16 protein-coding genes are annotated in these 19,564 nt (G+C 66.5%); 5 read left to right on the top strand and 11 right to left on the bottom strand.

What is annotated here, in order from left to right:
• Window positions 1-17: 17 nt before the first annotated feature.
• The 8 genes from lpdA to gloB form a co-directional block, all read right to left on the bottom strand.
• Window positions 18-1,418, bottom strand: a complete 1,401-nt coding sequence (gene lpdA, locus ACYQR9_RS05265) for a dihydrolipoyl dehydrogenase (RefSeq protein WP_461228919.1) — start codon at window positions 1,416-1,418, stop codon at window positions 18-20.
• 114 nt (window positions 1,419-1,532) lie between these two features.
• Window positions 1,533-2,858 (bottom strand): 2-oxoglutarate dehydrogenase complex dihydrolipoyllysine-residue succinyltransferase, encoded by a 1,326-nt coding sequence (odhB, locus tag ACYQR9_RS05260; protein WP_056426888.1) that lies wholly within the window; start codon window positions 2,856-2,858, stop codon window positions 1,533-1,535.
• A 56-nt stretch (window positions 2,859-2,914) separates the two neighbouring features.
• Window positions 2,915-5,902 (bottom strand): 2-oxoglutarate dehydrogenase E1 component, encoded by a 2,988-nt coding sequence (locus tag ACYQR9_RS05255; RefSeq protein WP_056426891.1) that lies wholly within the window; start codon window positions 5,900-5,902, stop codon window positions 2,915-2,917.
• A gap of 183 nt (window positions 5,903-6,085) precedes the next feature.
• Window positions 6,086-6,970, bottom strand: coding sequence for a succinate--CoA ligase subunit alpha (gene sucD, locus ACYQR9_RS05250; RefSeq protein ID WP_461228917.1), 885 nt, complete (start codon window positions 6,968-6,970; stop codon window positions 6,086-6,088).
• A gap of 8 nt (window positions 6,971-6,978) precedes the next feature.
• Window positions 6,979-8,175, bottom strand: coding sequence for an ADP-forming succinate--CoA ligase subunit beta (gene sucC / locus ACYQR9_RS05245; RefSeq protein ID WP_461221660.1), 1,197 nt, complete (start codon window positions 8,173-8,175; stop codon window positions 6,979-6,981).
• A 114-nt stretch (window positions 8,176-8,289) separates the two neighbouring features.
• On the bottom strand, window positions 8,290-9,252 hold the full coding sequence (gene mdh, locus ACYQR9_RS05240; RefSeq protein WP_018045796.1) for a malate dehydrogenase: 963 nt from the start codon (window positions 9,250-9,252) through the stop codon (window positions 8,290-8,292).
• A 290-nt stretch (window positions 9,253-9,542) separates the two neighbouring features.
• Complete coding sequence (locus ACYQR9_RS05235) at window positions 9,543-10,193, bottom strand: TetR family transcriptional regulator (RefSeq protein WP_244478182.1); 651 nt, start codon at window positions 10,191-10,193, stop codon at window positions 9,543-9,545.
• Window positions 10,194-10,362: 169 nt separating this feature from the next.
• Window positions 10,363-11,142 (bottom strand): hydroxyacylglutathione hydrolase, encoded by a 780-nt coding sequence (gene gloB / locus ACYQR9_RS05230; protein ID WP_461228916.1) that lies wholly within the window; start codon window positions 11,140-11,142, stop codon window positions 10,363-10,365.
• Between the two features lie 195 nt (window positions 11,143-11,337).
• Here gloB and ACYQR9_RS05225 point away from each other — a divergent pair, with 195 nt between their 5' ends.
• The 5 genes from ACYQR9_RS05225 to ACYQR9_RS05205 all read left to right on the top strand — a co-directional run bounded on the left by ACYQR9_RS05225 (window position 11,338) and on the right by ACYQR9_RS05205 (window position 15,749).
• Window positions 11,338-12,072, top strand: a complete 735-nt coding sequence (locus ACYQR9_RS05225; RefSeq protein ID WP_461228915.1) for a methyltransferase domain-containing protein — start codon at window positions 11,338-11,340, stop codon at window positions 12,070-12,072.
• Window positions 12,073-12,131: 59 nt separating this feature from the next.
• Entirely contained in the window at window positions 12,132-12,821 is a 690-nt protein-coding gene (locus ACYQR9_RS05220) for a MarC family protein (RefSeq protein ID WP_461228914.1), read from the top strand.
• 105 nt (window positions 12,822-12,926) lie between these two features.
• Window positions 12,927-13,724 carry a 4-hydroxy-tetrahydrodipicolinate reductase gene (dapB, locus tag ACYQR9_RS05215; protein ID WP_461228913.1) on the top strand — a complete coding sequence of 266 codons (798 nt, stop codon included), beginning with the start codon at window positions 12,927-12,929 and terminating at the stop codon, window positions 13,722-13,724.
• A 105-nt stretch (window positions 13,725-13,829) separates the two neighbouring features.
• Window positions 13,830-14,468 carry a 2,3-bisphosphoglycerate-dependent phosphoglycerate mutase gene (locus tag ACYQR9_RS05210; protein WP_056143159.1) on the top strand — a complete coding sequence of 213 codons (639 nt, stop codon included), beginning with the start codon at window positions 13,830-13,832 and terminating at the stop codon, window positions 14,466-14,468.
• 309 nt (window positions 14,469-14,777) lie between these two features.
• Window positions 14,778-15,749 (top strand): hypothetical protein, encoded by a 972-nt coding sequence (locus ACYQR9_RS05205; protein WP_461221664.1) that lies wholly within the window; start codon window positions 14,778-14,780, stop codon window positions 15,747-15,749.
• A gap of 74 nt (window positions 15,750-15,823) precedes the next feature.
• Here the strand turns inward: ACYQR9_RS05205 and grpE are convergent, their stop codons facing one another.
• The 3 genes from grpE to ACYQR9_RS05190 all read right to left on the bottom strand — a co-directional run bounded on the left by grpE (window position 15,824) and on the right by ACYQR9_RS05190 (window position 19,452).
• A complete protein-coding gene (gene grpE, locus ACYQR9_RS05200) occupies window positions 15,824-16,417 on the bottom strand; it encodes a nucleotide exchange factor GrpE (protein WP_461228912.1) in 594 nt (197 codons plus the stop codon).
• Complete coding sequence (locus ACYQR9_RS05195) at window positions 16,414-16,551, bottom strand: hypothetical protein (protein WP_156467748.1); 138 nt, start codon at window positions 16,549-16,551, stop codon at window positions 16,414-16,416. Before ACYQR9_RS05195 ends, grpE begins: the two co-directional genes overlap by 4 nt.
• 111 nt (window positions 16,552-16,662) lie before the next feature.
• Window positions 16,663-19,452 carry a [protein-PII] uridylyltransferase gene (locus tag ACYQR9_RS05190; protein ID WP_461228911.1) on the bottom strand — a complete coding sequence of 930 codons (2,790 nt, stop codon included), beginning with the start codon at window positions 19,450-19,452 and terminating at the stop codon, window positions 16,663-16,665.
• Between the last annotated feature and the right edge of the window lie 112 nt (window positions 19,453-19,564).

Raw genomic sequence — 19,564 nt, 5'->3', positions numbered from 1 at the left:
GGGGGCGGTAGCCGGTCTTAGATGTGGATCGCCCGCTTGCCGACGGCGAGGGCGGCTTCCTTGACCGCCTCGGTCAGCGTCGGATGAGCGTGGCAGGTCCGGGCCACATCCTCGGCACTGGCACCGAACTCCATGGCGACGGCCACTTCCGCGATCAGGTTGCCCGCATCCGCACCGACGATATGAACGCCGAGCACCCGGTCGGTCTTGGCATCGGCCAGGATCTTCACGAACCCGTCCGTGGTGTGGTTGACCTTGGCGCGACCGTTCGCCGTGAAGGGGAACCTGCCCGCATTGTAGGCGATACCGTCCTTCTTCAGCTCTTCCTCGGTCTTCCCCACCGAGGCGACCTCCGGATAGGTGTAGACCACGTTCGGGATCACCCCGTAATTCACGTGGCCCGATTGCCCGGCGAGGAGTTCCGCAACGGCGACACCCTCGTCCTCGGCCTTGTGAGCGAGCATCGGCCCCGCGATCACGTCGCCGATGGCGTAGATGCCGGTGACGTTGGTGGCGTAGTGGCTGTCGGTCTGGATGCGGCCCTTGTTGTCGAGCTGCACGCCCACGGTTTCGAGACCCAGCTTCTCGGTGTAGGGCACGCGGCCGATGGCCACGAGCACCACATCGGCCTCGAGCTTCTCGGCTTCGCCGCCGGCGGCCGGCTCCACCGAGACGGTGGCGGCGCCGTCCTTCACCTCGACGCCGGTGACCTTCGACGACAGCTTGAAGACGATGCCCTGCTTGCCGAGGATGCGCTGGAACTGCTTGCCGACCTCACCGTCCATGCCGGGCAGGACGCGGTCGAGATATTCCACCACGGTGACCTCCGAGCCGAGGCGACGCCAGACGGAGCCGAGTTCGAGGCCGATCACGCCGGCACCGATGATGAGGAGCTTCTTCGGCACGGACTGAAGCTCGAGGGCGCCGGTGGAGGAGACGACGATCGTCTCGTCGATCGTCACGCCGGGCAGCTTCGTCACGTCGGAGCCGGTGGCGATGACGATGTTCTTCGTCTCCAGCATCTGGTTGCCGCCATCCTCGGACAGCACCTCGACGCGGCCGGCACCGGCGACCCGGCCGAGGCCGTGATAGGCGTCGATCCCGTTCTTCTTCAGCAGGAACTCGACGCCCTTGGTGTTGCCGTCGACGCCGTCCTGCTTGAACGACATCATCTTCTTGAGGTCGAGTTCCGGTGCGCTGACGATGACGCCCATGTCGGCGAAGTGCTTCGAAGCCTCCTCGAACGCCTCGGAGGCGTGAAGCAGGGCTTTCGACGGGATGCAGCCGACATTGAGGCAGGTTCCGCCATGGGTCGCCCGCTTCTCCACCACGGCGGTCTTGAGTCCGAGCTGGGCGGCGCGAATGGCGCAGACATAGCCGCCGGGGCCGGTACCGATGACGACGAGATCGTAGGACATAGGCTGGTGACTCGCTTGAAGGTTCGGCAGGTCAGGCCCCACCATCGAAGTTCACGCACGCGGAAGCGTCCGGCCGCCCTGCGGCGGCCGGCGGACGGCAGCTGCCGGGTTGTTTCAGAGGTCCAGCACGAGGCGTGCCGGATCCTCCAGCGCCTCCTTGACGCGTACGAGGAAGGTCACGGCCTCCTTCCCGTCGACGATGCGGTGATCGTAGGAGAGCGCGAGATACATCATCGGCCGCGCCTCGATCTTGCCGGCGCGGACCACCGGACGCTCCTCGATGCGGTGCATGCCGAGGATGCCCGATTGCGGCGCGTTGAGGATCGGGGTCGACATCAGCGAGCCGTAGATGCCGCCATTGGTGATGGTGAAGGTGCCGCCCTGCATCTCCTCGATGGACAGCTTGCCGTCCCGCGCCTTCTTGCCGAAACCGGAGATCGTCTTCTCGATGCCGGCGATGGAGAGGTCGTCGGCATTGCGCACCACCGGCACGACGAGGCCCTTATCGGTGCCGACGGCGATGCCGATATGGTAGTAGTTCTTGTAGACGAGGTCGGTCCCGTCGATCTCGGCATTGACCGCCGGCACGTCCTTGAGCGCTCCGATCACCGCCTTGGTGAAGAAGCCCATGAAGCCGAGCTTGGTGCCGTGCTTCTTCTCGAACATGTCCTTGTACTGGGCGCGCATGGCCATCACGGCCGACATGTCGACGTCGTTGAACGTCGTCAGCATCGCCGCCGTGTCCTGGGCGTCCTTGAGCCGGCGCGCGATGGTCTGGCGCAGCTTCGTCATCTTCACGCGCTCTTCGCGCGCGGCATCGTCGGGCTTCGAGGCGGGGCGCGGCGGCGAGGGAGCCTTGGCCTGCCGGGCCGGCTCCTGAGCCGGGGCCGGGGCGGAGGGCGCCTTGGAGGTCGCCTCGATCATGTCACCCTTGGTGACGCGACCGTCCTTGCCGGTGCCGTTCACCGTCGAGGGGTCGATTCCGGATTCCCGCGCCATCTTGGCGACGGCGGGGCCGTTATCGCCGGCCTGACGATCGGATTTCGGCGCCGCGGCCTCGCCGTGGTTGCCGTAGGCCGCCGAGGATTCCTCGGCGGGCGCCTTGTCCGCGCCCTCGGATTTCGGAGTTGCTTCTTCCGTGCGGGTGTCGGCCTTGGTCTCGGTCTTCTTGGCGGCGGGAGCCTTGGCGCCTCCGCCGGCGCCGGCCTCGACGATGGAGCCGAGCAGGGCGCCGGGCTCCACGGTCTCGCCGTCCTTCACCAGGATCTCACCGAGTTCACCGGCGGCGGGCGCGTTGACTTCGAGGGTGACCTTGTCGGTCTCGAGCTCAACAAGGGGCTCGTCCGCCGCCACCGCGTCGCCCGGCTTCTTGAACCAGCGGCCGATGGTGGCCTCGCTCACGGATTCGCCCAGCGTAGGAACGAGGATGTCGGTTGCCATGGTGCTCTGTCCGCCCGAATGGTTTGGTCGCGTCGGAGAAGGGGATACCGGGGTCGTCAGACCGCCAGCGCCTCGTTGAGGAAGGCCTGGAGCTGGGCCTGATGCTTGGAAAGAAGGCCGACCGCCGTGGAGGCCGAGGCGGGGCGGCCGACATAGCGCGCCCGCTTCACCTGCGACTGAGCCTGGCCGAGGACCCATTCGAGATACGGATCGACGAAGGACCAGGCGCCCATGTTCTTGGGCTCCTCCTGGCACCAGACGACCTCCGCATTACGGAAGCGCGCCATCTCGTTGGCCAGCGCCTTGAGCGGGAACGGATAGAGCTGCTCCACGCGCATCAGGTAGACGTCGTTGACGCCACGCTTCTCGCGCTCGTCGTAGAGGTCGTAATAAACCTTGCCCGAGCAGAGCACGACGCGACGGATCTTGTCGTCCTTCACGAGCTTGATCGTGTCGTCTTCGTGCTCCGCATCGTCCCAGAGCACACGGTGGAAGGTCGATCCCTCCGCCAGCATGTCGAGGTTAGACACCGCCCGCTTGTGCCGCAGGAGCGATTTCGGAGTCATCAGCACCAGCGGCTTGCGGAACTCGCGGTTCAGCTGACGGCGCAGGATATGGAAGTAGTTCGAGGGCGTGGTGCAGTTGGCGACCTGCATGTTGTCCTCGGCGCACATCTGCAGGAAGCGTTCGAGGCGGGCCGAGGAATGCTCCGGCCCCTGCCCCTCGTAGCCATGCGGCAGCAGCAGCGTCAGGCCGGACATGCGCAGCCACTTGCGCTCGCCCGAAGAGATGAACTGATCGATGACGACCTGCGCGCCATTTGCGAAATCGCCGAACTGCGCCTCCCACAGAACCAGGGAATTGGGGTCGGCCAGCGAGTATCCGTATTCGAAGCCGAGCACGGCCTCCTCGGATAGCATCGAGTTGATGACCTCGAGATTCGCCTGCCCCTCGCGGATGGAGTTGAGCGAGGTGTAGCGCTGTTCGTTTTCCTGATCGATCACCACGGCATGGCGCTGCGAGAAGGTCCCGCGCTCCACGTCCTGGCCCGACAGCCGGACCCGATGCCCCTCGATGAGGAGCGAACCGAAGGCCAGGGCCTCGGCCGTCGCCCAGTCGATCCCCTTGCCCGTCTCGACGGCCTTGGCGCGGTTGTCGAAGAAGCGCTGGATCGTGCGGTGGAGGTGAAAGCCGGGCGGCGGCGTGGTAATGCGCTGGGCGATCTCACGCAGGATATCGGCCGGCACGCCGGTCTTGCCACGGCGCGGATCGTCCACATCCTCGCGCACGGCCTTGAAGCCGGACCAGCGCCCGTCGAGCCAATCGGCCTTGTTGGCCTTGTAGTTGCCGGCGACTTCCAGTTCCCCGTCGAGCATGGCGCGGAACTCGGCCTTACGGGCGTCGAACTGCTCTTGCGTCAGCACGCCCTCGGCGATGAGCTTCTTGGCGTAGGTCTCCAGCGCCGTCGGGTGCTTGCGGATGCGCTGGTACATCTTCGGCTGGGTGAAAGCCGGCTCGTCGCCCTCGTTATGGCCGAAGCGGCGGTAGCACAGCATGTCGATGACGACGGGCTTGCCGAACTTCTGGCGGTACTCGATGGCGATCTTGGCCGCGAAGGTGACGGCCTCCGGGTCGTCGCCGTTGCAGTGGAAGATCGGCGCTTCCACCATCTTGGCGACGTCGGACGGATAGGGTGACGAGCGCGAGAAGCGCGGATCGGTGGTGAAGCCGATCTGGTTGTTGATGATGAAGTGGATCGACCCGCCGGTGCGATGACCCTTGAGGCCCGACAGGCCGAGGCACTCGGCCACCACGCCCTGGCCGGCGAAGGCCGCATCGCCGTGGATGAGCAGCGGCACGACGCTGGTGCGCTGGACATTCGGCTTGGCCCGCTGGTCCTGCTTGGCGCGCACCTTACCCAGCACCACCGGATCGACGATCTCGAGATGGGACGGGTTGGCGGTCAGCGAGAGGTGGACGTTGTTGTCGTCGAAGGTACGGTCCGACGAAGCACCGAGATGGTACTTCACGTCGCCCGAGCCCTCGACCTCGGCGGGAGAGGCCGAGCCGCCCTTGAACTCGTTGAAGATCGCCCGGAACGGCTTCGACATGACGTTCGACAGCACGTTGAGCCGGCCGCGATGGGCCATGCCGAGCACGATCTCCTTCGCGCCCAGCGCGCCGCCGCGCTTGATGATCTGCTCCAGCGCCGGAATCATCGATTCCGACCCGTCGAGACCGAAGCGCTTGGTGCCGGTGTATTTGAGGTCGAGGAACTTCTCGAATCCCTCCGCTTCCACCAGCTTGTTCAGGATCGCGCGCCGGCCCTCGGGCGTGAAGGAAATCTCCTTGCCCTTGCCCTCGATGCGCTCCTGAATCCACGCCTTCTCCTCCGGGTTGGAGATGTGCATGAATTCGACGCCGAGGGTCTGGCAGTAGGTGCGCTCCAGGATCTCGACGATCTCGCGGATGGTCGAATATTGGAGGCCGAGCACGTTATCGAGGAAGATCGGACGGTCCCAATCCTTCTCCTCGAACCCGTAATGCTGAGGGTGCAGCTCCTCGTGGTCGCCGCGCGGGGCGAGGCCGAGGGGATCGAGCTTGGCGTGGAGATGGCCGCGCATGCGGTAGGCGCGGATCAACATGATCGCGCGGACGGAATCCTTGGTCGCCTGCTCGACCGAGACGCCGCTGGCGGCGACGACGGCCGCGCCATTGGCGGCCTTGGCGCCATCGATCTTCGCGGTGTCAGACTTCGCGCGGATCTTCTCGCCCACCGCCTTCTCGACGGTGGCCCAGTTGCCGTCCAGGGCCGAGACCATCTCGCCATTGGCATGGACCGGCCAGTTCGGCTTCTGCCATGAGGCGCCGGCGGCGTTCTTCTCGGCAAGGCCGCTCTCGTCGCCGAGGGATTTGAAGAAATCCTGCCACTGCGGATCGACCGAATGCGGATCGCGGGCATAGGCCGCCTGCAATTCCTCGAGATAGGCGGCGTTGCCGCCGGTGAGGAACGAGGTTTCGAGAAGCGCGTCCTGGCGAGCCATCGTCGATCATCCTACCGCTTGGCGGGGTGGCCACCCCTGCGGCGGCCCCCTGCTCCCCATGGCGCCGACGGGCGCTTCGATGGGGATGTTCGTGTCGGCGCGGCGATCAAGCCGCGCCGTTTCCTAGATAGATGCTGCGGAGTCATTTTGCACCGCAACACAAGTGACAGATTCCCGAGAACCTCACCCCTTGAGGACGTCGACCAGCGTGCTGCCGAGGCGCGCCGGAGACGGCGATACCCGGATGCCGGCCGCTTCCATCGCGGCGATCTTGTCCTCGGCTCCGCCCTTGCCGCCCGAGATGATGGCACCGGCATGGCCCATGCGGCGGCCAGGAGGAGCCGTGCGCCCGGCGATGAAGCCGACCATCGGCTTGCGACGGCCGCGCCTGGCCTCGTCGGCGATGAACTGTGCCGCCTCTTCCTCGGCGGAACCGCCGATCTCGCCGATCATGACGATCGATTCGGTCTTGTCGTCGGCCAGGAACAGTTCGAGCATCGAGATGAACTCGGTGCCCTTCACCGGATCGCCGCCGATGCCGACTGCCGTGGTCTGCCCGAGACCGGCATTCGTGGTCTGGAACACGGCCTCGTAGGTCAGCGTGCCGGAGCGCGAGACGATGCCCACCGAGCCCGGCTTGAAGATGTTGGCGGGCATGATGCCGATCTTGCATTCGCCGGCCGTGACCACGCCCGGGCAGTTCGGCCCGATGAGGCGCGACTTCGAGCCTTCGAGGGAGCGCTTCACCCGCACCATGTCGAGGACCGGGATCCCCTCGGTGATGCAGACGATGAGAGGAATCTCGGCGGCGATGGCCTCGCAGATGGCGTCGGCCGCGCCCGGCGGCGGCACGTAGACGACCGATGCGGTCGCGCCGGTGGCCTCGCGGGCTTCGGCCACGGTGTCGAAGACCGGCAGGCCGAGATGGGTCGCGCCGCCTTTGCCGGGCGAGGTGCCGCCGACCATCTTGGTACCGTAGGCGATCGCCTGTTCGGAATGGAAGGTCCCGTTCTTGCCAGTGAAGCCCTGGCAGATGACCTTGGTGTTCGCGTCGATCAGGATGGACATGGGTACTCTCAGCCCTTCTTCACGGCGGCGACGATCTTCTGCGCGGCATCGTCGAGGTCATCGGCGGGGATCACGTTGAGGCCGGAATTCCGGATGATCTCCTTGCCTTTCTCGACATTGGTGCCTTCGAGACGCACCACCAGGGGCACTTCGAGGCCGACAGCCTTCACCGCCGCGATCACGCCGTTCGCGATCACGTCGCATTTCATGATCCCGCCGAAGATGTTGACGAGGATGCCCTTCACCTGCGGATCGGCGGTGATGATCTTGAAGGCCGCCGTCACCTTTTCCTCGCTCGCGCCGCCGCCGACATCGAGGAAGTTCGCCGGCTCCTCACCGTAGAGCTTGATGATGTCGAGGGTCGCCATGGCGAGGCCCGCACCGTTGACCATGCAGCCGATGGTGCCATCCAGCGCGATATAGGCGAGGTCGTATTTCGAGGCCTCGATCTCCTTGGCGTCCTCTTCGGTCTCGTCGCGGAGCGCCAGAATGTCGGGATGGCGGTAGAGCGCGTTCGAATCGAACGAGATCTTGGCGTCGAGGCACTTGAGATGGCCATCGCCGGTGAGGACCAGCGGGTTGATCTCCAGCATGCTCATGTCCTTGGCGGTGAACGCCTGGTAGAGCTTGGTGGTGAGGTCGCCCGCCTCCTTGGCCTGTGCGCCGGTGAGGCCGAGAGCCTTGGCGACGGCCCGGCCGTGATGGGGCATGATCCCGGTGGCCGGATCGACCGAGAAGGTGATGATCTTCTCGGGCGTGTCGTGGGCCACGGTCTCGATATCCATGCCGCCCTCCGTCGAGACGACGAAGGCGACCTGCCCGGTCTCGCGGTCCACCAGCATCGAGAGGTAGAACTCGGCGGCGATCTGCGCGCCTTCTTCGATGTAGAGGCGGTTGACCTGCTTGCCGGCTTCGCCGGTCTGGATCGTCACCAGCGTCTCGCCCAGCATCTCGCCGGCGAATTGCTTGACCTCGTCGATGGACTTGGTGACACGCACGCCGCCCTTGGCGCCAGCGGGCGCGCCCTTGAACGTGCCCTTGCCACGTCCGCCGGCATGGATTTGCGACTTCACCACCCAGACAGGACCGCCCAGCTCCTTGGCGGCAGCCTCGGCCTCTTCCGGCTTGAAGATCGGAACGCCGCGGGAGACGGGCAGGCCGAACTCCTTGAGCACCGCCTTCGCCTGATATTCATGGATGTTCATTAGGACATTTCCTCGCCTCGTCCCGCGGCAGCGCGCGGGATTGGAAGACACGACACACCGGCCTCGTTCACGCCGACGGGACACCCGCCGGCGCGCGACGCTTCTTGTGAGATTTCAGGCCAGCGCCGGGTTCACGGTCTTGCAGGCTTCGATCAGCGTCTTCACGGCGCCCACCGACTTGTCGAACATGGCCTTCTCGTCGGCATTGAATTCCACCTCGAGGACACGCTCGACACCGCCGGCGCCGATCACGATCGGGACGCCGACATACATGCCGTCGATGCCGTACTCGCCGCTGAGATAGGCGGCGCAGGGCAGCACCCGGCGCTTGTCGCGCAGGTAGCTCTCGGCCATGGCGATGGCGGATGCGGCCGGGGCGTAGAAGGCCGAGCCGGTCTTGAGCAGGTTCACGATCTCGCCGCCACCCTTGCGGGTGCGCTCGACCATGGCGTCGAGCTTCTCCTGGGTGGTCCAGCCGAGCTTGACGAGGTCCGGCAGCGGCACGCCGGCGACGGTGGAGTAGCGCACCAGCGGGACCATGTCGTCGCCGTGGCCGCCGAGCACGAAGGCGGTGACATCCTCCACCGAGACCTTGAACTCGTCGGCCAGGAAGTGGCGGAACCGCGCCGAATCGAGCACGCCGGCCATGCCGACGACCTTGTTGGTGGGGAGGCCCGAGAACTTCTGCAGGGCCCAGACCATGGCATCGAGCGGGTTGGTGATGCAGATCACGAACGCGTCCGGAGCGTGTTCCTTGATGCCGGTGCCGACGGCTTCCATCACCTTGAGGTTGATGCCGATCAGGTCGTCGCGGCTCATGCCGGGCTTACGCGGCACGCCGGCGGTGACGATCACCACGTCGGCTCCGGCGATGGCCGAATAATCGCTGGCGCCCGTATAGGTCGCATCGAACCCGTCGACCGGAGCGGATTCCGCGATGTCGAGGGATTTGCCCTGGGGAACGCCGTCGACGATGTCGAACAGGACGACGTCGCCGAGTTCCTTCAGGCCCGCCAGATGCGCGAGGGTTCCGCCGATCTGCCCGGCGCCGATGAGCGCGATCTTGCTGCGTGCCATGGAAAACGAACCTCCAATATCAGTGCCGATCCGCGATGCTCCGTCCCTACGGACGGGCTGCTTGCCGAGGTCGCGATCGCACGTTGATTTCGCCGCGACGGTGTGGCGGAAAAGTCCCCATGCTTCAACCCGACGTGGTCGGCGCTAAGCAGAGTTCGGGCCACAGACGTACCGCGACGCTGGAGGATGCCTTCCAAAAAAGTCTTTCGCCGGAGCATTTTAGACCAACGAACCCCTCTCCGGTTCGACGGCAAAGCTTCGGTGACAGGTCCAAAATATTGTTACTTCGCTTAAAGTGCGCCGATCCGTAGCACTTTCTGGATCGCCTGGATGACGGCTCCGAAGCGCGCCTGGATCAGGTCGACGGGCAGATCGGAATCGTGTTGCATCGCCAGCGGATGGGTGAAGCGGTAGCTCGCATCGAAGATGTAGGCGATGGCCCGCTCGCGATCGCGCGCCACGAAGGCTCCCGCAGCGATCCCCTCCTCCACCACACGCTCTACGAGACTGCGTAGGCGAACCCGGTGACGCCGGGCGATGGGCCGTGCCGCCACCGTCGCATCGAGATGGACCGCGAACAGATGGGGCTCCCGTGCCAGGACTTCGCGCTGCGCGCTCGCCAGGGCCATCAGGAGGCGCTCGATCTTGTCGTCTGCGGGGTCGGGCGCATCGGCGATGCGGGCGAGTTCCGCCTCCACATCTCGGAGCCAGCGGCCCGCGACGGCATCCAGAAGGGCATCCTTGGATGGAAAATACCGGTAGACATTGGCGTGGGTCATGCCGGCCTCGGCGGCCACCGCGACGACCGTCACCCGTTTGTGCCCGAGCCTGGCCAGATGCTCCGTCGCGATCGCCAGGAGGCGCGCATCCACCGAGAGCGGCGTGGGGCTGGCCCGGCTAATTCGGGCCTTGGGCCTGTCGGGCGGGCGGAGACCCGTCATGGGTGTAGCATCATCGCTGCCGACCGAATCATAGCCGACCACAAAGGACGTACCTGCCGTCTCCATCGATACTCCAGCCGGCGCTGATAAGGAGGGCGGGCCGTATCCGGAGTCGGCGTCGCCCCCGCATGTCTCGCTGAGATCGAGACAGCCAGAGGCCCATAGCCGGTCAGAAGCTGTTCTTCCAGGCCCTTAATGCAGTGAACACTAGTTCCGCCGGTGAATTAGCAGAAAGATTCACTGCTTTAGCGAGGGAAGGCTCCGTGGAACGAAGGAAAGGATTGGTCGCGCGCTCATGCCTCATCGTCGTCGGAACCAGGAATCTGCCAGCGGCCTTTGCGTCCTGAGCCTCCGCCATACGAGACTTCAACGCCACGTTGTCGGGATCGGCGGCGAGGGCGAAACGGGCATTGGAGAGGACGTAATCGTGCCCACTGAAAACCTCGGTGTCGTCCGGCAGGGGGAGAAACCGCTCCAGCGACCGCCAGAGCGATTCCGGCCGGCCTTCCACAACCCGCCCGCATCCGAGGGTGAACAGGGTATCGCCAGCGAACACGATCTGCGCTCCGGAGAACCAGTAGCTGACGTGGTCGTTGCAGTGGCCCGGCGTTTCCCAGACCTGCGCTTCGAGTTCGCCGACCCGGACGAGATCCCCCTCGGCGACGGCGACATCCACCTCCTGCACATCGGCCCCGGCCTTGCGCGGCGCAGTCACCCGCGCGCCGGTGCGGCGCTTCACCTCCGGGATTCCCTCGATATGATCGAGATGCCGGTGCGTCACCAGGATATCCGTGAGCGTCCAACCGGTTTCGTCGAGCACCTTCAGGACGGGAGCCGCCTCCGGCACGTCGATGGCGGCGCAGGCGCCCGTCCCGGGATCGCGGATCAGCACGCCGATATTGTCGCTCCGGCAGAGGAAGGTGCGGATCTCGGGGCGGGAAACGGTCACGAGGCGTTCCTCTCTGGTGGCGCGGTGAACCTGAGCAAGAACCGGACGCGGCGGCGAGGAGTTCCGGCATCCGGACGTTGCGGCGGACGTTGCGGGTTGTGGGCGAGCGGCCTCGTCCCCATTGATCCGATTCCTAGCCTGCGTCAAAGAACCCTGTAACTTCAAAACGTCCGGCCGCGCCGGAGCAAGCCGCCCATGCGCCTCGACGTGACCGATCTGCGCGCCTTCTATGCCAGCCCCCTCGGCGGCGTGACCCATCGCATCGTCGGGCGGGCGATCCATGGATTCCTCGGCTCGGTCTCGGGCCTGAGGGTTCTCGGCCTGGGCTACGCGACCCCCTATCTCGGGCCGATTCACGTCATCGCCGAGCGCACGCTTGCCTTCATGCCGGCCACGCAGGGAGTCGTGAACTGGCCCGGCGGCGGACGCTCCTGCTCGGCCCTCGCCGACCCCACGATGATGCCCCTGCCGGAAGCGGCGGTGGACAGGGTGATCCTGGTCCATGCCCTCGAATCGGTGGAAAGCCCGACCGAATTGCTCCAGGACGTGTGGCGCGTGCTGACGCCGGGGGGGCGGATGATCCTCGTCGTGCCCAATCGGCGCGGCGTCTGGACACGTCGCGATGCAACGCCGTTCGGCCATGGCCAGCCGTATAGCCGCTCGCAGCTCGGGCGGCTGATGCGGACCACCCAATTCTCGCCGGAAGGATGGGCCGAGGCGCTCTACATGCCCCCGGTGAACAGCCGGCTCTGGCTGCGGACGGCCAGCGCCTGGGAGAAGGTCGGGACCGGTCTCTCCCTCCCCTTCGCTGGCCTGCACGTCATCGACGCCACGAAGCAGCTCTATCGTCCGGTGGCGGTCCGCAAGGTGCAACGGGCAACCCGCCTCGCTCCGGCGAGAGTACTGGTTCCCACCCCCTCCCCGGGCTGAACCGAGGCCACTCGATTCAGGCATCCGACCAAGGCTCCAGACCAAAGGCAGCCGTTTCCATGTTCAGCCTCATCGCCCCGGAAGCGGCGCTCCACAGCTTCGTCTTCGCGTTCTCGAGCCTCTTCTCGATCGTCAATCCGGTCGGCTCGGCCCTCATCTTCTCGCAGATCACCGCGCAGAACTCCCATCCGGAACGGGTGGAGATCGCCAAGCGCATCGGCTTCTACTCAGCGCTGATCATGCTCGCGGCCCTATGGGCGGGGGCGCCGATCCTCAACTTCTTCGGCGTGTCGCTGGGTGCCCTGCGGATCGCAGGCGGTCTCGTGGTCGCCGCCTCCGCCTGGACCCTGCTCAGCGCACCCGAGGCTCGTGAGGCACGGAAGCATGCCGAGGCGACCCATGATGCTCCCGACAGCGTCGCCGACGTGGCGTTCTTCCCCCTGACCCTACCCTTCACGACGGGCCCCGGCACCATCGCCGTCGCGATCGCCCTCGGCTCGAACCGGCCCGTTCCGGGGCCCGACCGGATCGGGTTCTATCTCGGCATGTCGCTGGCGGCCCTCGCCATCGCGCTCCTGGTCAGGTTCACCTACGGCTCGGCCGACAGGGTGGTGACCGCCATCGGCCCGGTCGGCGCACGGGTTCTCGGCCGGCTCTTCGCCTTCCTGCTCCTGTGCATCGGCACCCAGATCACCGTGAACGGCGTCACCGACGTCCTCGGACCGATCCTCGCCGCCGGCAAGCGCTGAGCGGACAGGCCCGCACACCGACAGCCTCGCCTTGGCCAACCTCGCCTTGGCATCGCCCGGTTGAGGCTGTACCGCAGGCGCGAATTCTCGTGGAAGGACGACAGGATGCGGCTCGCAGTGGTCGGTGCCGAGGGGCGCATGGGGCGGATGCTCATCCGGGCGGTGACGGAGACCGAGGGCTGCACCCTGAGCGGCGCCGTCGAGCGCGAGGGCTCGCCCGCCCTCGGCCAGGATGCAGGGACCCTCGCCGGCCTGCCGCTGCTCGGCGTCAACGTCACCGACGATCCGCTCACGGTCTTCGCGGCCACCGACGGCGTCCTCGATTTCACCGCCCCCTCGGCCACGACCTTCTTCGCCGAACTCGCCGCCCAGGCCCGCATCGTCCATGTCGTCGGCACGACCGGCCTCGCCGAGGCGGATATCCACAAGCTCGTTGCGGCAGCGCACCATGCCCGGATCGTGCGCTCGGGCAACATGTCCCTCGGCGTGAACCTGCTCGCCGGTCTCGTGCGGAAGGTCGCTGCGGCTTTGGGAGAGGATTTCGACATCGAAATCGTCGAGATGCATCACCGCATGAAAGTGGATGCGCCCTCCGGCACGGCCCTCCTCCTCGGGGAGGCGGCTGCGGAGGGGCGCGGCGTCAACCTCGCCGAGACGCGCGTTTCCACCCGGGACGGCCATACCGGCGCGCGCCGGCCCGGCGATATCGGCTTCGCCACCCTGCGTGGCGGCACGGTGGTGGGCGACCACAGCGTGACCTTCGCCGGCCCCGGCGAGCGCATCACCATCAGCCACCATGCCGAGGATCGGGCGATCTTCGCCCGTGGCGCCGTACGAGCGGCGTTGTGGGGCCATGCCAAACCTCCAGGCCTCTACGGCATGGCCGACGTCCTCGGTCTCTGATACGAGCGCCCGGTCATTGACTGTTCAGGTCGGCCGGTACACCAGCCCCGCAGGCGCAGATTCTGTTGCGTCGCACCATTCACCGAGAAATAGGATGGACGTCTGATGGAGCGCCTGCTCGTCCTCGCTCGCCACGGCCAGAGCGAATGGAACCTCAAGAAGCTTTTCACCGGCTGGCGCGATCCGCAACTGACCGAGCTCGGCATCACCGAGGCCAGGACCGCCGGCCGCTGGCTGAAGCAGCAGGGGTACGCTTTCGACGTCGCCTTCACCTCCAACCTTCAGCGGGCACAGCATACCTGCGCACTGATCCTGGAGGAGATGGGCCAGGGCGGCATCGAGACGGTCCGGTCCGAGGCGCTCAACGAGCGGGATTACGGGGACCTGTCGGGCCTCAACAAGGACGATGCCCGTGAGCGCTGGGGCGATGCCCAGGTCCATCAGTGGCGCCGGTCCTACGACATTCCGCCCCCCGGCGGGGAAAGCCTGAAGGACACCGCGGCGCGCGTGCTGCCCTATTACATTCAGACCATCCTGCCGCGCGTCATGGCCGGCGAGCGCGTCCTGGTGGCCGCCCACGGCAATTCGCTGCGCGCGCTGGTGATGGTGCTCGACGGGATGACCACTAAGACCATCGCGAGTCTCGAGATCGCCACCGGTATCCCCCTCGTCTATCAGCTCAAATCCGACACCACGGTGGAGAGCAAGGCCGTCCTCGAGCGGGACATCGACCACGACGCCTGAAGGCAAAGCGCGGTGAAAGCCGCGCCGGGCATCGGTGCGCGGTTCCGGAACAAACATCCGGCATGCCTATGCTCCCTCGTTCCGCCGAACGTGGCTCCGCCCGGGAGGCGGGCCGACAGCGGCGTGGAGCCACGGCCCCGCCGCAGGCCGACCGGAACGCTTGACAGCGGCAAGGTGTGGGCCGACCCATCGTCGGCGAGCCTTCCTCACGAAGGCCGCGCGAGCCCTTCGCCTTGACCGGAGTCGTCTCGCGTCCGAACACCTGAACCGGAGCCGCAACAGGCGGCTCCGTCGCGGAGAACCGATCCGATGCGTCTGCGTAATCTCGTCCGTCCGGTCGCGGCACTGGCCCTGATCGCCGGGCTCTCGTCAGGCGCCATCTCCGTGGCCTGGGCTGCCGATGCGATCTTCCCGCCGAGTTCGCGCTTCGGCTTCACGCCGGCCTCGGACATGACGTTGTCCAAGCGGTTCTCCGGATTCGAGCGGATGGAAGGCGGCGCGACGCTCTCCATCGTCGAGCTGCCGTCGACGGCCTTCGTCGACCTGGAGAAGAGCTTCACCGACGAGAACCTCCGTACGCAGGGGTTCGTCGTCGCGACGCGGGAAGCCATCAAGGTCGCGGGTGACGTGGATGCCGTGCTCTTCACGGGGGAGCAGCCGGCCCCGGAAGGCGCCAACACCCCAGCCATCAAGAAATGGCTGCTGCTCGTCGGTGACACCACGGTCACCGGCATCATCATCGCCCAGACCGTGCCCGATGCCGAAACGCCGGAAACCATGCGGAACATGCTGACCAGCGTGAAGATCCGGCCGGAACTCACCCTGGACGAACAGGTCGCCGCGCTGCCGTTCCGGATCCGTGAATCGGCCGGCTTCCGTCCCGTCCGGGTGCTCGCGGGCAATTCGATCCTGATGACGCAAGGTCCGAAGGACCAGATGCTCAATCTCGAACAGCCCATCCTGGTCCTGGCCCAGGCCGTCCAGCAGCCGCCGCAGCCGGAGCAGCGCGATGCCTTCGCCCGTGCCGCGCTCTATTCGAACCAGACGATGAAGGATTTCGCGGTCGAGCGTTCGCAGACCTACCGCCAGAACGGCGTCGACTGGCACGAGATCGTTGCCCGCGCAGTGGATGGCCCTTCGAACACGCCGGTGGTGGTCTCGCAAACCATCCGGTTCGCGCCGGACGGTTACCTCCGCGCGCTCGGCGTGGTGCGGGCCGACCAGCGCAGCGCCATGCTGTCGAAGTTCCGCGAGGTCATCGACAGCGTCGAGGTGAAGTAGCCGGGCGGCAGCCTCGCCCGGGAGGTATCGTCCGGGACGAGGCTGCAGTCATCATTTGATGTTCGGCCGATGCGTCAGGCCGCGTCCGCCGGATTGGCGGCGGCCTTGGGGCCACCCTTGGCGACACCCACCAGGGCCGGTCGCAGGACCCGGTCGCCGATGATGTAACCGGACTGCATCACCTGCACCACCGTGCCGTTCGGGACCTCGGCATTGGGAACTTCGAACATCGCCTGGTGGCGGTTCGGATCGAAGCGCTGGCCCTGCGGCTCGATGAGCTTCACGCCGTGGCGCTCCAGGGTCTTGGCCAGATCGCGCTCGGTCAGTTCGATCCCGTCGATCAGCGCCTTGAACGGCCCCTCGGCGGCCGAGGCTGCTTCAGCCGGCACGCTCTCCAACGCACGACGGATGTTGTCGGCCGCGTTCAGCATGTCGCGCGCGAAATTCGTCACGGCGTAGGTCCGCGCATCGGCCACCTCGCGCTCGGTGCGCCGGCGCAAGTTCTCCATCTCGGCCAGAGTACGCAGGACGCGATCCTTCAACTCGTCGCGCTCGGCGATCAGGCCCGCCAAAGCCTCGGCGTTGTCCTCCGCACGCGCATCGGTCTTCGCCTCGGCTTCCGCCGCGTCGGCGCGCTGCCCATCATGCTCCATGTCGTTCGCCATCATCGCTCTTCGTCGATCGCAGGTTGCTCGTCCCGCACCGGTCGTCGGTCATAGTCGCCGGCGACCCACAGCACGCGGTCGATCGGAATGGGGTCGGGCCACGACGCCGAGACCCGCTCGACGGGGGTCGGCATCATGTTCCGGGATCGGAGGTGATATCAGACGCGCAGAGGATGAAATCAAGCCGAGCGCCGCCCTGGTGCCGTCTCCCGCCTCAGCCCCCTGCGTGATTCATGCCTGCAGGGGGCTCAGGCTTCCCGCGGAGGCGGCGACTCCACCAGCGCTTCCAACCCCTCCGCCCTCAGGGCAGCGACATCGCTGGCGAACACCTCCATGACCGCGTTGCGGATCGCCGCCTGCCGGTCGGGCTGGATCACCCGGGTGCCGGTGAGATCGGTGACGTAGAAAACGTCCACCGCCCGCTCGCCGAAGGTCGCCACATGGGCGGAGGTGATGTTGAGGCTGAGGCGCCCGAGGGCGGTCGTCAGCTCGTAGAGCAGGCCCGGCCGGTCGAGGCCGGTGACCTCGACGACGGTCTCCCGGCTCGACAGGGCGTTGTCGATCGCCATGTCGGGAGGGATCAGGAACGTGTTGGAGCGGTTGCTCGGCGGATGCCGGTCGGCCACGAGATCGGCGATGCGGATCTCGCCCCTCAGCGCGCGCTCGATCGCCGTGGTGATGCGCTTGGCGCGACGCAGCTCGTCGTCGTCCCGCTCGAAGGCGCGGGAGATGAAGATCGAATCGAGGGCGAAGCCGTCGGTCGTGGTGAAGATCTGCGCGTCGACGATGTTGCCGCCCAGCGCCGCGCAGGCTCCGGTGACGATGGCGAGGAGACGCGGATGGTCGGGCGAATAGACCGTGATCTCGGTCACGCCCCGCGTCGGGTCGGTCTCGTAGACGGTGGCGACGGTGCGGCCGTCCTCCATGACGCCGCGCACGAACCCCGCATTCTTGAACTGCCGGACGGCGTCGACCTTCAGCCAATAGGCCTGGTTGTGCCGGGCGGCATAGGTATCGAAGAAGGCCGGATCCCAATCCGCCAGCTGTTCGCGCAAGCCCATCTGGATGAGGCGGACCCGGTCGGTCCGGGCGATCTCGGAATGACCGCCCGACAGGAGGACCTCGGTCTCGTCGTAGAGGGTGCGCAGGAGCGTGCCCTTCCAGGCGGTCCACACGCCCGGCCCCACCGCCTTGATGTCGGCGACGGTGAGGATCATCAGGAGCTTCAGCCGCTCCATGGTCTGCACCACGGAGGCGAATTTCTGGATCGTCTTCGGGTCGGAGAGGTCGCGGCTCTGAGCCGTCATCGACATCAGCAGGTGGTGCTCGACCAGCCAGGCCACGATCTCGGTCTCGGCCTGGGTGAGGCCGAAGCGCGGGCCGATCTTCTCGGCAATGGCCGCGCCGGCGATGGAATGGTCTTCCGGTCGCCCCTTGGCGATGTCGTGCAGCAGCACCGCGACGTAAAGGGCGCGGCGGTGGCTGATCGTGTCGATGAGCCGCGTGGCGATGGGGTGGTCCTCGGAGACCGTGCCGGAATCGATGGCCGCCAGCACGCCGATCGAGCGCAGCAGGTGCTCGTCCACCGTGTAGTGGTGGTACATGTTGAACTGCATCAGCGCGACGATGCGGCCGAAATCCGGGATGAACCGGCCGAGCACGCCGGCCTCGTTCATCAGCCGCAGGATCGTCTCCGGCGAGTTCTTCGACGTCAGCACATCGAGGAACAGGGCGTTGGCCTCCGTATCGGAGCGCAGCGAATGGCCGATGAGTCGGAGCGAGCGAGTGGCGACCCGGGTCGCATCCGGGTGGATCGGCAGGTTGTGGCGATCGGCGAGCCAGAACAGGCGGATCAAGTTCACCGGATCGCGCGAGAAGGCGTCGGCGGTGCGCAGGTTGATCCGACCATGATCGTCGATGAAATCCTCCGCCTCGATGGCGGTGGCGCGGAAACGATCACGGAAACGGCCGATCCAGCGGTCGAGGACCGGCGTGCGCTTGGCATGCCGCGCCTCGAGAGCCGCGCAGACGATGGCTGTGAGATCGCCCACTTCCTTGGCGATCAAAAAATAGGCCTTCATGAAGCGCTCGACGCCCGACAGGCCGCCGCGCGGCTCGTAGCCGAAGCGTTCGGCGATCCGCGGCTGCAGGCCGAACGAGAGCCGCTCCTCGGACCGTCCAGTGACGAAATGCATGTGGCAGCGCACGCGCCAGAGCAGTTCCTCGCAGCGCTCGAACACCCGGTACTCCTCCGGCGTGAACAGGCCGGCGGGGACGAGTTCGCTCTGGTCGCGGACGCGGTAGGTGTATTTCGCGATCCAGAACAAGGTGTTGAGGTCGCGCAGGCCGCCCTTGCCGTCCTTGACGTTGGGCTCGACGAGGTAGCGCGAGGCTCCCGCTTTCGAGACGCGGGTATCGCGCTCGCGCAGCTTGGCCTCGACGAATTCCGGCGCCGTCCACATGACGAGCTCGGTGTCGAACCGCGTGACCAGCTCCTCGTACAGCGCCCGCGCGCCGAAGAGGTAGCGCGCCTCGAGGAGGGAGGTGCGGATCGTCATGTCGGCCCGCCCCTCGCGCAGGCACTCCTCCACCGAGCGCGTGGCGTGGCCGACCTTCAGCTTGAGGTCCCACAACACGTAGAGCATCGCCTCGACGACGCTCTCGGACCAGGCGGTCTGCTTGTAGGGAAGCAGGAACAGGAGATCGATGTCCGATCCCGGCGCCATCGTGCCACGGCCGTAACCGCCGGTGGCCACCACCGCGAGCTGCTCGCCCGTGGAGGGATTGTCATTGGGGTAGAGCCGCCACACCACCGCATCGTGTATCGTGCGGATCACCGCATCGGTGAGGTTGCTGATCCGCTGGGCGCAGGCGGTGCCGTTGCGCTCCTCCGTCAGCCGGGCTTCGGCGTCGGCATGTCCGAGCTCGATGATGCGGCGGAGCTGCGGCACGAGAAGCGCGCGCAGCTGCGTCGCCTCGCGCACGTCGCGGTCGAGAGTGGTGAGGACCGTCTTGAGGGCGTCGGCGGCGTCGAACATGCGCAAACCCGTTATCATGTTCCCGGTCGGACACCAGAGACAACGCTAGGCAGAGGCGTAGATGTGATGGGCACTCGGCATGATGTCGTTCTACGTGCCGGAAAATTTGTTT

It is taken from the genome of Methylobacterium sp. CM6241 (assembly GCF_054817845.1).
The sequence above is the reverse complement of the archived record's forward strand: the minus strand, read 5'-3'. Positions and strand labels throughout refer to the sequence as shown.

What these genes read in the sequence shown, in the direction of transcription:
- grpE (WP_461228912.1), bottom strand. Translation starts at nt 16,417, where the DNA reads ATGATGGCGAACGACATGGAGCATGATGGGCAGCGCGCCGACGCGGCG.
- ACYQR9_RS05195 (WP_156467748.1), bottom strand. Translation starts at nt 16,551, where the DNA reads ATGATGCCGACCCCCGTCGAGCGGGTCTCGGCGTCGTGGCCCGACCCC.
- ACYQR9_RS05255 (WP_056426891.1), bottom strand. Translation starts at nt 5,902, where the DNA reads ATGGCTCGCCAGGACGCGCTTCTCGAAACCTCGTTCCTCACCGGCGGC.
- ACYQR9_RS05190 (WP_461228911.1), bottom strand. Translation starts at nt 19,452, where the DNA reads ATGTTCGACGCCGCCGACGCCCTCAAGACGGTCCTCACCACTCTCGAC.
- ACYQR9_RS05210 (WP_056143159.1), top strand. Translation starts at nt 13,830, where the DNA reads ATGGAGCGCCTGCTCGTCCTCGCTCGCCACGGCCAGAGCGAATGGAAC.
- odhB (WP_056426888.1), bottom strand. Translation starts at nt 2,858, where the DNA reads ATGGCAACCGACATCCTCGTTCCTACGCTGGGCGAATCCGTGAGCGAG.
- mdh (WP_018045796.1), bottom strand. Translation starts at nt 9,252, where the DNA reads ATGGCACGCAGCAAGATCGCGCTCATCGGCGCCGGGCAGATCGGCGGA.
- ACYQR9_RS05225 (WP_461228915.1), top strand. Translation starts at nt 11,338, where the DNA reads ATGCGCCTCGACGTGACCGATCTGCGCGCCTTCTATGCCAGCCCCCTC.
- lpdA (WP_461228919.1), bottom strand. Translation starts at nt 1,418, where the DNA reads ATGTCCTACGATCTCGTCGTCATCGGTACCGGCCCCGGCGGCTATGTC.
- ACYQR9_RS05220 (WP_461228914.1), top strand. Translation starts at nt 12,132, where the DNA reads ATGTTCAGCCTCATCGCCCCGGAAGCGGCGCTCCACAGCTTCGTCTTC.
- dapB (WP_461228913.1), top strand. Translation starts at nt 12,927, where the DNA reads ATGCGGCTCGCAGTGGTCGGTGCCGAGGGGCGCATGGGGCGGATGCTC.
- sucC (WP_461221660.1), bottom strand. Translation starts at nt 8,175, where the DNA reads ATGAACATCCATGAATATCAGGCGAAGGCGGTGCTCAAGGAGTTCGGC.
- sucD (WP_461228917.1), bottom strand. Translation starts at nt 6,970, where the DNA reads ATGTCCATCCTGATCGACGCGAACACCAAGGTCATCTGCCAGGGCTTC.
- ACYQR9_RS05235 (WP_244478182.1), bottom strand. Translation starts at nt 10,193, where the DNA reads ATGACGGGTCTCCGCCCGCCCGACAGGCCCAAGGCCCGAATTAGCCGG.
- ACYQR9_RS05205 (WP_461221664.1), top strand. Translation starts at nt 14,778, where the DNA reads ATGCGTCTGCGTAATCTCGTCCGTCCGGTCGCGGCACTGGCCCTGATC.